Source organism: Mesorhizobium sp. W016, assembly GCF_054719485.1.
Genome location: NZ_JBTTIF010000002.1, coordinates 4,730,435 through 4,745,235 on the forward strand (window position 1 = coordinate 4,730,435; position 14,801 = coordinate 4,745,235).

13 protein-coding genes and 1 tRNA gene are annotated in these 14,801 nt (G+C 63.5%); 8 read left to right on the forward strand and 6 right to left on the reverse strand.

All coding sequences use genetic code 11. The annotated features are described in order from the left end of the window. Positions 1–34: 34 nt before the first annotated feature. On the reverse strand, positions 35–1,453 hold the full coding sequence (gene mgtE, locus ACYG9V_RS23445; protein ID WP_352765437.1) for a magnesium transporter: 1,419 nt from the start codon (positions 1,451–1,453) through the stop codon (positions 35–37). A gap of 267 nt (positions 1,454–1,720) precedes the next feature. Here mgtE and ACYG9V_RS23450 point away from each other — a divergent pair, with 267 nt between their 5' ends. The 5 genes from ACYG9V_RS23450 (at position 1,721) to sucD (ending at position 6,940) form a co-directional block, all read left to right on the forward strand. Then, positions 1,721–2,386 (forward strand): response regulator transcription factor, encoded by a 666-nt coding sequence (locus ACYG9V_RS23450; protein ID WP_023690292.1) that lies wholly within the window; start codon positions 1,721–1,723, stop codon positions 2,384–2,386. Between the two features lie 145 nt (positions 2,387–2,531). Continuing rightward, on the forward strand, positions 2,532–3,722 hold the full coding sequence (locus ACYG9V_RS23455; RefSeq protein WP_352765439.1) for an aminotransferase class V-fold PLP-dependent enzyme: 1,191 nt from the start codon (positions 2,532–2,534) through the stop codon (positions 3,720–3,722). Positions 3,723–3,734: 12 nt separating this feature from the next. Then, entirely contained in the window at positions 3,735–4,709 is a 975-nt protein-coding gene (locus ACYG9V_RS23460; RefSeq protein WP_352765440.1) for an HpcH/HpaI aldolase/citrate lyase family protein, read from the forward strand. An 18-nt stretch (positions 4,710–4,727) separates the two neighbouring features. Next, complete coding sequence (locus ACYG9V_RS23465; protein ID WP_352765442.1) at positions 4,728–5,912, forward strand: malate--CoA ligase subunit beta; 1,185 nt, start codon at positions 4,728–4,730, stop codon at positions 5,910–5,912. A 128-nt stretch (positions 5,913–6,040) separates the two neighbouring features. Next, complete coding sequence (gene sucD / locus ACYG9V_RS23470) at positions 6,041–6,940, forward strand: succinate--CoA ligase subunit alpha (RefSeq protein WP_023827344.1); 900 nt, start codon at positions 6,041–6,043, stop codon at positions 6,938–6,940. 27 nt (positions 6,941–6,967) lie between these two features. Here sucD and ACYG9V_RS23475 read toward each other — a convergent pair whose 3' ends face one another. After that, a complete protein-coding gene (locus ACYG9V_RS23475) occupies positions 6,968–7,900 on the reverse strand; it encodes a TauD/TfdA dioxygenase family protein (RefSeq protein WP_352765444.1) in 933 nt (310 codons plus the stop codon). Positions 7,901–8,300: 400 nt separating this feature from the next. Between ACYG9V_RS23475 and ACYG9V_RS23480 the strand changes: the two genes are divergently transcribed. Next, on the forward strand, positions 8,301–9,380 hold the full coding sequence (locus ACYG9V_RS23480) for a sensor histidine kinase (RefSeq protein ID WP_460222019.1): 1,080 nt from the start codon (positions 8,301–8,303) through the stop codon (positions 9,378–9,380). A 235-nt stretch (positions 9,381–9,615) separates the two neighbouring features. Next, on the forward strand, positions 9,616–9,849 hold the full coding sequence (locus ACYG9V_RS23485) for a GcrA family cell cycle regulator (RefSeq protein ID WP_081726779.1): 234 nt from the start codon (positions 9,616–9,618) through the stop codon (positions 9,847–9,849). A 186-nt stretch (positions 9,850–10,035) separates the two neighbouring features. Here the strand turns inward: ACYG9V_RS23485 and ACYG9V_RS23490 are convergent. Further along, positions 10,036–10,120, reverse strand: a tRNA-Leu gene (locus ACYG9V_RS23490). Positions 10,121–10,374: 254 nt separating this feature from the next. Here ACYG9V_RS23490 and lipB point away from each other — a divergent pair. Beyond that, positions 10,375–11,118, forward strand: a complete 744-nt coding sequence (lipB, locus tag ACYG9V_RS23495; protein WP_352765448.1) for a lipoyl(octanoyl) transferase LipB — start codon at positions 10,375–10,377, stop codon at positions 11,116–11,118. Positions 11,119–11,137: 19 nt separating this feature from the next. Here lipB and ACYG9V_RS23500 read toward each other — a convergent pair whose 3' ends face one another. The 3 genes from ACYG9V_RS23500 to ACYG9V_RS23510 form a co-directional block, all read right to left on the reverse strand. After that, positions 11,138–12,388 carry a site-2 protease family protein gene (locus tag ACYG9V_RS23500; protein WP_352765450.1) on the reverse strand — a complete coding sequence of 417 codons (1,251 nt, stop codon included), beginning with the start codon at positions 12,386–12,388 and terminating at the stop codon, positions 11,138–11,140. 459 nt (positions 12,389–12,847) lie between these two features. Beyond that, the gene (locus ACYG9V_RS23505; RefSeq protein ID WP_023685211.1) at positions 12,848–13,531 is read right to left on the reverse strand and encodes an ABC transporter ATP-binding protein; all 684 of its coding nucleotides are present in this window, start codon (positions 13,529–13,531) and stop codon (positions 12,848–12,850) included. After that, positions 13,528–14,766: a lipoprotein-releasing ABC transporter permease subunit gene (locus ACYG9V_RS23510; RefSeq protein WP_460222074.1), complete on the reverse strand. Its 1,239-nt coding sequence runs from the start codon at positions 14,764–14,766 to the stop codon at positions 13,528–13,530. Before ACYG9V_RS23510 ends, ACYG9V_RS23505 begins: the two co-directional genes overlap by 4 nt. Between the last annotated feature and the right edge of the window lie 35 nt (positions 14,767–14,801).

The window sequence follows — 14,801 nt, forward strand, 5'->3', positions numbered from 1 at the left end:
CGTAAAAGTCAATTGAGCCCGCAACGCCTCTTTCTCAAGGGATAGCGAACCACCAGGTGGCCAGCCCCAGGAAGGCAAAGAAGCCAACGACGTCGGTGACGGTGGTGACGAAAACCGCCGACGCCACCGCCGGATCGATCTTGAACCGGTCGAGCAATAGCGGGATCAGGATACCGGCAAGGGCTGCCACGAACATATTGATGATCATCGCCGCCGCTATGATGCCGCCCAGATTGGCATCGCGGAACCAGACGGCCGCGACGATGCCGATCAGCACGGCGAAGATGATGCCGTTGATGGAACCCACGCCCATTTCGCGGCGGATGATGCGGCCGGCATTGTAGATGTCGAGATCCCTGGTCGCCAGCGCGCGTACCGTGACGGTCATGGTCTGCGAACCGGCATTGCCGCCCATGCCGGCCACGATCGGCATCAGCACGGCCAGTGCCACGATGTGCTCGATGGTGCGGTCGAACAGGCGGATCACCGACGCCGCCAGGAACGCCGTCAACAGGTTGACCAGCAGCCAGGGAACGCGCGAGCGCGAGGTCGAAAGAATGCTGTCGGACAACTCTTCGTCGCCGACGCCGCCCATGCGCAGCAGATCTTCCTCGGCCTCCTGCTGGATGACGTCGACGACGTCGTCGATGGTCAGCACGCCGACCAGCCGCTCGTTCTCGTCGACGACGGCGGCGGACAGAAGATCGTATTGCTCGAAGTCCCGCGCCGCCTCTTCCTGGTCCATGGTGGCCGGAATGGCGTGCCTCGTCTCGTGCATCACGTCTCCGACCTTGGTCGTGCGCTTGGTGCGCAGGATCTGGTCGAGGTCGATGGCGCCGAGCAACTTGAAGCTTGGATCGATGACGAAGATCTGGCTGAAGCGCTCGGGCAGGTTCTTGTCTTCGCGCATGTAGTCGATGGTCTGTCCTATGGTCCAGAACGGCGGCACGGCGACAAACTCGGTCTGCATGCGGCGACCGGCGGTCTCTTCCGGGTAGTCGAGCGAGCGGCGCAGCCTGATCCGCTCGGTGAACGGCAACTGCGACAGGATCTCGTCCTGGTCTTCCTTTTCAAGGTCTTCGAGAATGTAGACCGCGTCGTCGGAATCGAGGTCCTGCATGCCCTGGGCAATTTGCTCATTGGGCATATTGTCGACGATATCGCGGCGGATCGCCTCGTCGACCTCGGTCAGCGACGAGAAGTCGAAATCGGCGCCGAGCAGTTCGACAAGGGCGCGACGCTGTTCGGGGTGCAGGGCCTCCAGCAGATCGCCAAGTTCCGACTGGTGCAGGTCGTCGACTTCGCGCTTCAGCGTCAGCGTATCGCGATCGGCGATCGCCGCCCCGATCTGGGCCAGGAATGATGACAGGACGGCGCCGTCCTCGCCATAGATGTCGGCGTGGGCGTCGTCAGCGGCTTTGGCGCCGGTCGTGTGGTCGTCCTGGCGTTCCACCAGCGGCTCCCGCCATGGGAATTTCGGAAAAGGTGCCTGTCAGGTCTAGCGCGCAACGCACGGGAATATCAAACGAAATGCGCCCCGCCCGGCATATGGGGAGAGAGCGATTTCATCAGGATATGACGCCGCCCAGGATTCAGGCGGCGCGACAGCACATGTCGCTGGGGAAAGAGCACCCCAGCACGGTTGGGGCAGAATTGTCATGATGCAGGTCCAGGCAAAGGCCGGACCCGCCCAGGCGACAACCAGAACAGCCGGAAGCCCTTGAAGATCAGGTCGCAGACGCAGAAGGCAATCGAGGAACGGCGCGTGCGCGTGGTCGTGGCCGAACGCAATCCGCTCGTCATATCGGCGCTGCGCGACATGCTGGACTGCGACGGGCGCTTCGATCTCAGGGCCTGCGTGCAAAGCGGCAGGCATTTTCTGGAATTGGCAGCCGAAGCGGAATTCGACGTCGCCGTCATCGGCTGGAAGCTCTCCGACATGGACGGCGCCGATGTGCTGGCCGAGGTTCACAGCCGCAAGCTGGGCGTGCGCATCGCGGTGTTTTCCAACGACCACGACATCGGCATCCTGAAGCAGTGCGTGCGGCTCGGCGCCCAGGGCTACTGCTTCCAGTTCGACGATCCGGCGATCATCTTCGAGACCATCCTGGCCGTCGCGCATGGCCGCATCTGCATCCCCTACATCGACATCAACAAGGTCAACGACACACCCTTGTCGCTGCTCACCGTGCGCGAGCGCGAGCTGCTGGCGGTGCTGTCCGACGGCTGGACCAATCTGCAGATCGCGACGCGCACCGGGATTTCGGAGAACACGGTGAAATACCACCTCAAGAATCTCTACGACAAGCTCGACGTCCGCAACCGGGCGATGGCAGTCGCGCTCTACGCGCGGGAGAGGCGTACCCAGAAGCAGCCGTTGGGGTAGGCGAGCGACTGGCCGCGGGTAGGTCACCCGGGTAGGCAACCCCCACCCGCGCGCGGCAAGATGTTACCCCTTGAGGTGTTGTTGCCTTTAGCCGTCGAGACGAAACTCCCCTCACCGCTTTGCTGGATCAGGAGGAGTTCGCGACATGGCCGGTTTCACCCATCTTTTCATTCCCGGACCGACCAACATCCCCGAACAGGTCCGGCAGGCGATGAACCTGCCGATGGAAGACATGCGTGCAGCATCCTTCCCCGATCTCACGCTACCGCTGTTCGAAGACATCAAGACGGTGTTCAAGAACGAGACCGGCCGCGTCTTCATCTATCCCTCCTCCGGCACCGGCGCCTGGGAAGCGGCGATGACCAATGTGCTCAGCCCCGGTGACCGCGTGCTGATGTCGCGCTTCGGACAGTTCTCGCATCTGTGGGTCGACATGGCCGAGCGCCTCGGCTTCGAGGTCGATGTCATCGATTGCGACTGGGGGACCGGCGTGCCGCTCGAGCTCTATGCCGAGCGGCTCAGCGACGACAAGGCGCATCGCATCAAGGCAATCTTCTGCACGCAGAACGAGACGGCGACCGGCGTGACCAGCGACGTCGCCGGCTGCCGCGCCGCGCTCGACGACGCCAACCACCCTGCTTTGCTCTTCGTCGACGGCGTCTCGTCGATCGGCTCGATCGACTTCCGCCAGGAGGAATGGGGCGTCGATTGCGCCGTCAGCGGCTCGCAGAAGGGTTTCATGCTGCCCGCCGGCCTCGGTTTCCTCTCCGTCAGCAAGAAGGCGCTGGTGGCCTCGCGGAGCGCCACGCACCGCCGCTGCTTCTTCTCCTTCGAGGACATGATCCGCGCCAACGATGCCGGCTACTTCCCTTATACGCCGGCTACACAGCTGCTGCGCGGCCTGCGGGCCTCGCTCGACCTGATCGCCGAGGAAGGGCTGGAAAACATCTTCGCCCGCCACCATCGTCTCGCCGAAGGCGTGCGCAAGGCGGTCGACGCCTGGGGCCTGAAGCTCTGCGCCAAGGCGTCGAAATGGCACTCCGATACGGTCAGCGCCATCCTGGTGCCGGACGGCGTCGACAGCGGCGATGTGGTCAAGCGCGCCTACCAGAAATACCAGACCGCGCTCGGCGGCGGCCTCAACAAGGTGATCGGCAAGGTCTTCCGCATCGGCCATCTCGGCTGGCTGAACGAGGTGATGGTGCTGGCCTCGCTCTCGGCCGCCGAAATGGCGCTGCTCGACTGCGGCGTACGGCTGGCGCCCGGCTCCGGCGTCGGCGCCGCCATCCAGCACTTCCGCGCCTCGGCCGCCGTGCCGGTCGCCGAAGCCGCTTGAGGGGAGCCGACGATGAGCCACACCATCAACCATCTGAAAAAACTGCGGCTGCAGCGCAGCGAGCTGGCCGTTCCGGGCTCCAGCCCGGAGATGATCGACAAGGCCGCCAACAGCGCCGCCGACTTCATCTTCCTCGACATCGAGGACGCCGTTGCCCCACCCGACAAGGAGCGCGCCCGCAAGAACATCATCCAGGCGCTCAACGACATCGACTGGCGCGCCAAGGGCAAGACCGTCTCGGTGCGCATCAACGGCCTCGACACCCATTACATGTATCGCGACGTGGTCGACGTCATGGAACAGGCAGGCGACAGGCTGGACACGATCCTGGTGCCGAAAGTCGGCGTGCCGGCCGACCTCTACATGGTCGAGGCCATGGTCAACCAGATCGAAATGGCCAAAGGTTTCAAGACCCGCGTCGGCCTCGAAGCGCTGATCGAGACCGCGCTCGGCATGGCCAATGTCGAGGCGATTGCCGCGACACCCGGCCGGCTGGAAGCCATGCATTTCGGCGTCGCCGATTATGCGGCAAGCTGCAAGGCGCGCACGGTCAACATCGGCGGCCTCAACCCCGACTATCCCGGCGATCAGTGGCATTTCGCTCTGTCGCGGATGACCGTCGCCTGCCGCGCCTATGGCTTGCGCGCCATTGACGGACCGTTCGGCGACTTCTCCGATCCGGAGGGCTACATCGCCGGCGCCAGGCGCGCCGCCGCCCTTGGCATCGAAGGCAAATGGGCAATCCATCCCTCGCAGATCGCGCTAGCCAACGACGTCTTCTCGCCACCGGAAAAAGAGGTCACCCGCGCCAGGCGAGTCCTCGAAGTGCTGAAGGAGGCGGAGGCGCAGGGCAAGGGAGCAGCCGCACTCGACGGCAAGATGATCGACGCAGCGTCGGAACGCATGGCGCGCAATGTTTTGGTGGTCAACGAGGCAATCGAACGGGCCAGCCAATTCTCTAGCGAGCCGCGTGTCGCCGCGCATTGACCGTTCAGGGAGGACAAAATGGACATCCACGAATATCAGGCCAAGGAACTGCTGGCACGCCACGGCGTGCATGTGCCGCGCGGCGGGCTGGCCTACAGCCCCGAGCAGGCAACCTACAGGGCGCGCGAGATCGGCGGCGCCAAATGGGTCTTGAAGGCGCAGGTGCATTCCGGCGCCCGCGGCAAGGCCGGCGGCATCAAGCTATGCGCCAATGACGAGGAGATCTCCGACGCTGCCGAAGCCATGCTCGGCCGCAAGCTGGTGACCCAGCAGACCGGCCCGCGCGGCAAGCTGATTTCGCGCCTGTATCTCGAGGAAGCCGTCGATATCGCGCAGGAGCTCTATGTCGGCTTCGTTCTCGACCGCAAGGAAGAGCGCGTCATGATCGTGGCCTCGGCCGCCGGCGGCATGGAGATCGAGGACATCGTCGAGAAGGCACCGAACTCTATCCTGCGCACATCGGTCGATCCCGGTGTCGGCATGCAGCGTTTCCAGGCGCGCGAGATCGCCTTCGGCCTCGGCCTCGACCACAATCTGATCGGCAAGGCGACCGAGACCATCTTCAGCTGCTACCGGGTGTTCCGCGACTACGACGCCTCGATGCTGGAGATCAATCCGCTGGTGGTGACCCGCGACGGCAATCTGATCGCGCTCGACGCCAAAATGTCGTTCGACGAGAACGCGCTGTTCCGACGGCCGGAAATCTCCGAGCTGCGCGACAAAAGCCAGGAAGATCCGCGCGAAACTTTTGCCAGCGACCGTGGCCTCTCCTATGTCGGCCTCGACGGCAACATCGGCTGCATCATCAATGGCGCAGGGCTCGCCATGGCGACCATGGACATGATCAAGATCGCCGGCGGCGAACCGGCCAACTTCCTCGACATCGGTGGCGGCGCCTCGCCCGAGCGGGTGGCGAAATCCTTCCGCGCCGTGCTCGGCGACAAGAATGTCGAGACCATCCTGGTCAACATCTTCGCCGGCATCAACCGCTGCGACTGGGTCGCCGAAGGCGTCATCAAGGCGATCCGCGAGGTCGGCGTCAACGTGCCGCTGGTGGTCCGTCTCTCCGGCACCAGGGCCGAGGAAGGCCGCCGCATCCTGGCCGATTCCGGCGAGGCGGTAATCGTTGCCGACACGCTTGCAGAAGCCGCCGAAAAAGCCGTCGCTGCCTGGCGCGCGGCCACCAAGAAAAAAGCAGCCTAGAGCCGGATGATTTCAGGTCGAATCGACCTGAAATCTGAATCCGTCTCTAAAATCAAACAGATGGAGCATGATGTCGTCCGAAAACCGCTTCACACTTTTCGGCATCATGCTCTAGGGAGGTCGAGAAAATGGCAATCCTGCTCAACCGCAGCACCCGCGTCATCGTCCAGGGGTTCACCGGCAAGATCGGCAGCTTCCATGCCGACGACATGAAACGCTATGGCACCAAGCTGGTCGGCGGCGTCACCCCCGGCAAAGGCGGCCAGAAGCATCTCGGCCTGCCTGTCTTCAACACGGTCAAGGGCGCGGTGCGCGAGACCCGCGCCGAGGCCAGCATCGTCTTCGTGCCGCCGCCCTTTGCCGCCGATTCCATCATGGAAGCGGCCGACGCCGGCATAAAACTCTGCGTCTGCATCACCGACGGCATCCCGTCGCAGGACATGATGCAGGTCAAACGCTACATGCTGCGCTACCGCTACGAGGACCGCATGCGGCTGATCGGCCCGAACTGCGCCGGCGTCATCACGCCCGGACAGGCGCTGATGGGCATCATGCCCGGCAGCATCTATCTGCCTGGCCGCGTCGGCATCGTCGGCCGCTCCGGAACCCTGGGCTACGAGGCGGCGTCACAGATGAAGTCGCTCGGCATCGGCGTCTCGACCAGCGTCGGCATCGGCGGCGACCCGATCAACGGCTCGTCCTTCAAGGACATGCTGAAACTGTTCGAACAGGATGACGACACCGACGCCGTGGTGATGATCGGCGAGATCGGCGGACCGCAGGAAGCCGAAGCGGCCATCTGGGCGCGCGACAATATGAGGAAGCCGCTGATCGCCTACATCGCCGGCCTCTCCGCCCCCAAAGGCCGCCGCATGGGCCACGCCGGCGCCATCATCTCGGCCTTCGGCGAGTCGGCGCAGGAGAAGGTCGAGATTCTAAAGGACGCCGGGGTGATCATCGTGCCGACGCCGTCGTCGTTTGGTGAGGTGGTTGCAGAGACACTATCACGTATGAAGAAAGCCGCCTGAACAGCGGCCTTCGCGTTCGACCGCGCCTCATGCCGCCTTGTCGGCTGCCGGCTTCGCGACCTTGGTGCGGGTGGCGCTGCGGCGGCCGTCGACGCTGACTGGAATGTCGCCATCGACCGTGGCGCGACGCACCACCCGGTGCTGATCGCCATAGTCGTTGACGGCATAGTGTTGCGTGGCCCGGTTGTCCCAGATCACCACATCGCCGGCTTTCCAGCGCCAGCGTACGGTGTTCTCGGGCGCGGTGACATAGGACTGGAATACCTCGTAGAGCCGCGCTGAATCGCTCTTGGACAGACCGATCAGCCGTTGCACGAAATTGCCGAGCAACAACGAGCGCTCGCCTGTTTCGGGGTGGACGCGGACGACCGGATGCTCGGTCTCGTAGACCGTTGAGGTGAAGACCTCCTCGAAGTGCTTCTTTTCCGCGGCGCTCGCACGCGGCCGCACCGCGGCGTAATCGTAGGCGTTGCTGTGAACCGCCCAGAGATTGTCGGCCAGCAGCTTCAACGGCTCGGGCAGGTCCTGGTAGGCGGCCGCGGTGTTCGACCAGATGGTGTCGCCGCCGGCCGGCGGTATGACGACGCCGCGAAGAACGGAGAATTTCGGATAGGCGTCGACGAAGGTGACATCGGTATGCCATTGGTCGGCGCGACCGCCGCCACGGCTGGAATCGAGTTCGAGAATGGACGCCGTTCCCTTGACGGGACCTTGGGTCGGATGCGGGACGAGGTCGCCGAGACGCTGGGCAAAGCGCTCCTGCCCGGCATCGTCGAGATGCGCCTGGTCGCGGAAGAACACCACCTTGTGCCGCAACAGGATCTGGTTGATCGCCGCGACCGTCTGCTGTGGCAGGTCGCCGGAGAGCCGAATGTTCCTGATCTCTGCGCCGACGCGTCCGGTAAGCGGGACAATATCGGAAACCGGGATGATCTGCTCTACGGGGGTAAGTCTGGTCATGGGAACCTCTTCCTCTAAAGCCGCGGGCTGGTGGCAATGCTCCGCCGTCTGCCGGCCGCATAGCGATCGGCGGAGCAACTCCCTCATCGGGAGCCGACTTGCTTGGCAACGAGAGCACTGATCTCAGCTCAGGAGGCGAAGGCCGCCAAGGCTTGCGAGCAGTACCGAGATCCCATTCAAAGCGTAATTCTACAAATTCCATAGACATTTCTTTTCAAAGTTCGGCGGCCCTGAGAAAAATGCCTTCTGTCCAATTCGTTCGTGAGCGGCAGGCGGTGGAGCGCTGCGCGACGCGGCCCGCACCAGTAGTGACGCTGTCGTATCCCCTTCGATATTGGAGATGGCGGGTGAATTGCATGCCTGATATTGATGGCTTCCACGCATCACGCAGGCCCCCGAGATGACAAACTCCGAAAAGGCTGAGGCTGTCGAGCAATTGCTCGATACGCCTGACCTCGCCACCGCGCTGGAAAGCGACCAGTTCAAGAAATTTCTCGACCAGATGCCGATCGCGATCGCCGTCTCGGAATTGATCGCGAAGGAACGTGTCGTCTACGCCAATCCCGAATTCGAGAAGCTCTCGGACCTCAAGGCGCCGAAGCTTGCGCGGGAAAACTGGGCGGCCCTTTCCGGCAGGGGGCTTCATCGGCAGAAGGACAGGCCGCTCGCCGAGGCTGTCGTTGAAGACACCGATTTCGTCGGCACATTTCGCCTCGAGCGCGGCGAGGACAAGCCGGCAATCGTCGACGTTTATTCCAACGTTATCGAGGACGACAACGGCAAGCTCTGCTTCCGGCTGGTGGCGCTTGTCGACGTCACGGCACACGGTGAGACCGAGGACGCGCGACCCGCGGAAGAGCTAATCCGGGAGAAGGACACCCTGTTGCGCGAACTGCAGCATCGGGTGAAAAACAATCTGCAGATGATCACCGCTTTGATCCGGATGGAAACCCGCAACGCCACCGAACCGGACCAGAAGCGTTTCGAAAGGCTTGCCGGCCGGGTAGACGCATTGGCAATCCTTTACCAGACCTTGTCGGCTGACCAGCAGAAGGATGAGGTGGATCTTGGTGTGTATCTTAGCCAGATCGCGTCCGCCGTCATGGCGTCGCACGCAGTCGAAGGTATCCGCCTCGACCTTAAGGTGGATACCTATCCGGTATCCATCAACGTTGCCATGCCGACAGGCCTGGTCGTCAATGAGTTGCTGACCAACGCTCTCAAACATGCATTCGTCGGGCGCGACGGCGGCACGATCACGCTGCACAGCGTCGTCAGCGGCGATGGTTGCCGGGTGACTGTCGCCGATGATGGGATCGGTCTGCCGACGGGTGAGACCTGGCCCAGGCCCGGCAAGCTCGGCTCCCTGATCGCGCGGTCGCTGACCGAAAATGCCAAGGCGCAATTCGACGTCAAGTCGAGTGCCGGCGAGGGAACCAGGGTCACCATCGTCTTCAAGCGATCGGCGGCGACGGACTGAGGCTATGCAACGGCGCGCCGGCAAATCCCGGCCGGACAGGTGCTTCGGGCGCTCGCGGGTGTGGCCTTAAGTCGCAAACGATTTGGCTGCAGAAGCGGGGCGCCGGGCTTCTTTGACGGTGCGATCAGCACCATATGTGGTCCACAGCCCTCCAAAACGAGAGAAGCTCGCTCCGGCGGGTCGCACCGCGGCCGTCAGCCGGCAATGGCTATGAACCAGGAAACTGAAAACCATCATGCATGAAAATATCAGACCAGCGTCTAGAGACGTCCCCCTCATTCAGCTAGGCCTCAACCAGTGCCGCTTCCCGGTGAGCGAAGACCGCTCGGTACCCGGTGGCTACCGTTTTTGTGCCGGGCCAACGTCGCCGGATCGCGTCTATTGCGATCACCACCACACCGTCGTGACGGCCGTTGACCCTCGTCGAGCCCGTCCGGGTCTCCATTTCCCTCAACGACGCGCCGCTTAGGTCGCCCAGAAAGCCGTCCCCTGCCCCGCCACCCGGTGCAGGAGGCTGGCAGGCGCGAGCTAACGTGTTCGCGTTGCGGTTTCTGCAAACTCCTGTTGCAACTCTGCAGCGGCCGGTTCAATCGCCAAAGCGATGATTCGGCCTCGACAGCCTGAAGTAGCAACGATTAAATGGCCGAAAAATAACTGGTGCGGTCGAGAAGACTCGAACTTCCACGGGTTGCCCCACAGCGACCTCAACGCTGCGCGTCTACCAATTCCGCCACGACCGCCCGTGGTAGGAGCCGGAACGAACCGGCTCGCGGCGTGTAGCAAATCGTTTCCGGCGAAACAAGGGCGCCGCGCGCAATAATCGCCGCGAATTGGCATATCGGCCTCTACAGCGCCGCGCGTCCTGTGGTACGCGCAAAGGACGGCGAACTGGACGTTTCAGCCGGATACCGCCATATGAAGGGCGAATGCATTCCGCCCCAGAGCGCAAGGCGGTTTTGCCAAGCGGCGTGCATTAAGCGAAAAACGAAAAGCCATGACCGAACGCAGCCAGATCGCCACGTCGTTCCTGCCCTTGCCGGGTTCGGCGCCGGTCGAATGGCGCATCGAGCCCGGCCTGACCGGCTACACCGATGCGCTGGCCCTGATGGAAGCGCGCGCCGAGGCGATCCGCACGGGTGCAGCCGCCGAGATGGTCTGGCTGGTCGAGCATCCGCCGCTTTACACCGCCGGGACCAGCGCCCGCATCGAGGACCTGATCGACCCCGACCGTTTCCCGGTCTTTGCCGCGGGGCGCGGCGGCGAATACACCTATCACGGGCCGGGGCAGCGGGTTGCCTATGTCATGCTTGACCTGAAACGCCGGCGCGAGGATGTGCGCGCCTTCGTCGCCGCGCTCGAGCAGTGGATCATCGGCACGCTTGCCGCCTTCAATGTGCGCGGCGAACGCCGCGAGGACCGCGTCGGAGTCTGGGTGGTGCGGCCCGAGCGCCCGTCCCTGCCCGACGGCTCGCCGGCTGAAGACAAGATCGCGGCCATCGGCATCCGGCTGCGGCGCTGGGTGAGCTTTCATGGCATTGCCGTCAATGTCGAGCCGGATCTCAGCCATTTCAGCGGCATCGTGCCATGCGGCGTGCCGGATCACGGCGTCACCAGCCTCGTCGACCTCGGCCTGCCCGTGACCATGGGCGATTTCGACCTGGCGCTGAAATCCGCCTTCGAGGATGTTTTCGGGGCAGCGAAGTCAACTTCTGCAGAACCGGCTCGCAAGGCCGGCTGAGTCTCGCCTCGACCAACGCTCAAAGCAACCGCGCCGAGGCCCACAACAGCCCGAAACCGTGAATGGCGAAGACGGCCAGCAGCGCGCCGGCCATGGCGAAACGATCGAAGATGCGGATCGGCTTCAATTCGTGGCGCGGTTTTACCCCGCTACCCACTGTCATCAGGCTGAGGATGGCAAAGACGGCGCCCGCCACCAGCAGAAAGCTTTGGGAAAAGCCGGCCAGCCAGCCAAGCCACAGCAAGGCCGAGAGCAGGGAAAACGAGGCGAGCGCCAGGGCGACCGGCCCCGGGCAGATCTGGCGCAGCACCTGGCCGCCGTCGAATTTCCACACCGGCACCAGATTGGCGATGTTGAACAGCGCGGCAAAGCCGGCAAGCGTCGCCAGAAGGGCCGCGGCGAGCCGATGTCCCTCGCCGGATGCGAGCCCGCTGGCGACGATCAGCAGCGGTACCAGGAACGCGGAAAAACCAGCGCCCATCAGCGCCACGAAGGCGACCTCGAAGCGGCTGTCATAAGGCCGGCCGCCAATGGCGATGCCGCCGAGCAGCGGGATAAAGATCATCCGCGCCTTGCGATGACCGGTCAGCCGGAAGGCCGCCATGTGGCCGAGCTCATGCAGGGCGACCACCGAGGTCAGGATCGCGGCCAGCGCCAGGCCGCCGAGATTGAGCCCGAAGAACGGCCAAAGGATGAAAGCCGACAGAACGGCGAAACCGACCTGGCTCAGCGGATGCTCGAACCAGCCGCCCTTGCGATACTGTCCGGTCGTCGCCCAGACCTCCAGCTTGCCGAGCTCGCGGCGCATGGCGAAGTAGCGGAACACCAGGAAGGCGACGCCGCGATAGCGATCGGTCTGGCTGAGCGTGACGCGCGTGCCGGCGCCTTCCGAGGTGAGTTCGGTGGTCTCGTAAAAATCCTTCCAGAACGACGCGTCGAGCGCGGTATCCTCGATGACCCGCATCGAAAAACGACTGCCTTCGACGACGTCCTCGAAGCGCGACCTGCGCTCGATCGGCTGGCCGTCCCGGCCTTCCCACGACAGCAGGATGCGGGCCGTGCCCTGCCCGTCCAGCGGCTGGGCCGAGAGTATCTCGCCGGACCAGCCGGCATCGCTGCCGAGCGGCCACAGCGCCTGCCAGAGGCGCTGCCGGTCCATTGCGACCACGCGGCTGAGCCTCACCGTGCGCAAACCGAGCGGCGCGGTCATCAAAAGGAAAATCAATCCGAGATTACCGGCCACGAGAAGGGCCGTCACGATCGGCGACACCTAAGGTTTTGCTCCCTGTATTTGGCAGGGCACCCTAGCGGCACGGCGGCAAGAAAGGCTTAACGGCACAACGCCCTCCTGTCCGCCTAAACACTGCGGCGAACCGCAGATTTATCACATGGCGCCGATCCAGACCGCCATAGAAACGAGAAACGCACTCATGCACACCAACGAAACGACGTCCTGAACAAGATCGCTCATAACTCTCTCCTGTTGTTGATATGTTCGTATTTTGTTCTGACTTTGTTCGAAAGTCAATGAGCGGAAAGCGGCATGCCGACAAATCCTGACAGCCGGTTTGGGCAGGGTTAAGGAAAGGTTGACGGGGTGACGGCAGTGCTGACGCAGGGCGCATCGCATGCCTTTGCGATCGGGACACGCACCAATCACTTCGTGATCCTAGGGCGGAGCAAGGAGCGCAGCGACGCGGCGCAGACCCTAGGATGAGGAAGTTGGGGCCTACAACGGAACGACCTTGCCATCCGCCAACGTCACCCGGCGGTCCATGCGCGAGGCGAGTTCGTGATTGTGGGTGGCGATCAGCGCGGCAAGGCCGGACTGCTTGACCAGCGCGCCAAGCGCCTCGAAGACATAGGAGGCGGTGACCGGGTCGAGATTGCCGGTCGGCTCGTCGGCGAGCAGCAGCAAGGGCGCATTGGCGACGGCACGGGCGATGGCGACGCGCTGCTGCTCGCCGCCGGACAGCTCCGACGGACGGTGCGACGCGCGCTTGCCGATCTGCATATAGTCGAGCAGCTGTGCTGCGCGCTCCGACGCCTCCTTGCGCGAAAGCCCTTTGATCAGCTGCGGCATCATGATGTTTTCGAGCGCCGAAAACTCCGGCAGCAGATGATGGAACTGATAGACGAAGCCGACATCGTTGCGGCGGATCGCCGTGCGTTCGTCGTCGGAGAGCCGTCCGCAGGCGCGGCCGGCCAGAATGACGTCGCCGGCGTCGGGGCGCTCGAGCAGGCCCGCCGTGTGCAGCAGCGTCGACTTGCCGGTGCCCGACGGCGCCACCAGCGCCACCATCTCGCCGCGTTTCAGCGAAAAGTCGGCGCCGTTCAAAATGGTGAGCTTGCGCGGCCCCTGGACATAGTGCCGCTCGACGCTCTTCAGCTCGATAATGATCTCGGACTTCATTCGTATCTCAAGGCCTCGACCGGATCGAGCCGTGCGGCGCGCCATGCCGGAAACACTGTTGCCAGGAAGGACAGGCCGAGCGCCATCAGGATGACATAGGTGGTCTCGCGCGGGTCCATCTTTGCCGGCAGCTGGCTGAGGAAATAGAGTTCCGGATTGAACAGCACCTTGCCGGTCATCCAGGAGAAGAACTGGCGGATGGATTCGATGTTGGTGCAGATGAGCACCCCGAGCAGCACGCCGGCGAGCGTGCCGGTTACGCCGATCGCAGCACCCGTCATCAGGAAGATGCGCAGGATGGCGCCGCGCGAGGCGCCCATCGTGCGCAGGATGGCGATATCGTGGCCCTTGTCCTTCACCAGCATGATCAGGCCGGAGATGATGTTGAGCGCCGCCACCAGCACGATCAGCGTCAGGATCATGAACATGACGTTGCGCTCGACCTGCAGTGCTGAAAAGAACGTCTCGTTGCGCTGGCGCCAGTCGACAATGTCGATCGGCCGTTGCGCCGCCGCATCGACCAGCGGTTTCAGCGCGTCGACATTATCGGGATTGTCGACATAGATCTCGATCGTCTGCGCCCTGCCGTCCATGTTGAAATAGAGCTGCGCTTCGGAAAACGGCATGTAGACGATGGAGCTGTCATACTCCGACATGCCGACCTCGAAGATCGCCGCCACCTTGTAGCCCTTCAGCCGCGGCGTCGTGCCCATCGGCGTCACATCGCCGTCCGGCGAGATCAGCGTAATGGTGTCGCCGAGCACAAGGCCGAGATTCTCCGCCATGCGCTTGCCGATGGCGACGCCCTCGCCGGAGTCGAAGCCCTCAAGCGTGCCTTGCTTGACGTTTTGGGCGACGATTGCGATCTTGCCGAGGTCTTCGGCCCTGATACCGCGCACCAGCGCGCCCATGCCGCCGCCGACATTGCCCTGCGCCAGCACCTGGCCGTCGATCAGCGGGATCGCGTATTTGACGCCGGCCACGCCGTTGATGCGGGCTGCGACCTGCGCATAATCCTCAAGCGGCGAATCCAGCGGCTGCACGATCAGATGGCCGTTGACGCCGAGGATGCGGGTCAGAAGTTCGGCTCGAAACCCGTTCATGACAGCCATGACGACGATCAGCGTGGCGACGCCCAGCATTATGCCAAGGAAGGAGATCGAGGCGATGACCGAGATCACCGTCTCCTTGCGGCGCGACCGCAAATAACGCCAGGCGACCATGCGTTCGAACATGGAGAACGGGCCGGCGACCGGAGACTTGGCGACCG

What these genes read in the sequence shown, in the direction of transcription:
- ACYG9V_RS23475 (WP_352765444.1), bottom strand. Translation starts at nt 7,900, where the DNA reads ATGACCAGACTTACCCCCGTAGAGCAGATCATCCCGGTTTCCGATATT.
- ACYG9V_RS23480 (WP_460222019.1), top strand. Translation starts at nt 8,301, where the DNA reads ATGACAAACTCCGAAAAGGCTGAGGCTGTCGAGCAATTGCTCGATACG.
- ACYG9V_RS23505 (WP_023685211.1), bottom strand. Translation starts at nt 13,531, where the DNA reads ATGAAGTCCGAGATCATTATCGAGCTGAAGAGCGTCGAGCGGCACTAT.
- ACYG9V_RS23510 (WP_460222074.1), bottom strand. Translation starts at nt 14,766, where the DNA reads ATGTTCGAACGCATGGTCGCCTGGCGTTATTTGCGGTCGCGCCGCAAG.
- ACYG9V_RS23465 (WP_352765442.1), top strand. Translation starts at nt 4,728, where the DNA reads ATGGACATCCACGAATATCAGGCCAAGGAACTGCTGGCACGCCACGGC.
- sucD (WP_023827344.1), top strand. Translation starts at nt 6,041, where the DNA reads ATGGCAATCCTGCTCAACCGCAGCACCCGCGTCATCGTCCAGGGGTTC.
- ACYG9V_RS23455 (WP_352765439.1), top strand. Translation starts at nt 2,532, where the DNA reads ATGGCCGGTTTCACCCATCTTTTCATTCCCGGACCGACCAACATCCCC.
- ACYG9V_RS23485 (WP_081726779.1), top strand. Translation starts at nt 9,616, where the DNA reads ATGCATGAAAATATCAGACCAGCGTCTAGAGACGTCCCCCTCATTCAG.
- lipB (WP_352765448.1), top strand. Translation starts at nt 10,375, where the DNA reads ATGACCGAACGCAGCCAGATCGCCACGTCGTTCCTGCCCTTGCCGGGT.
- ACYG9V_RS23460 (WP_352765440.1), top strand. Translation starts at nt 3,735, where the DNA reads ATGAGCCACACCATCAACCATCTGAAAAAACTGCGGCTGCAGCGCAGC.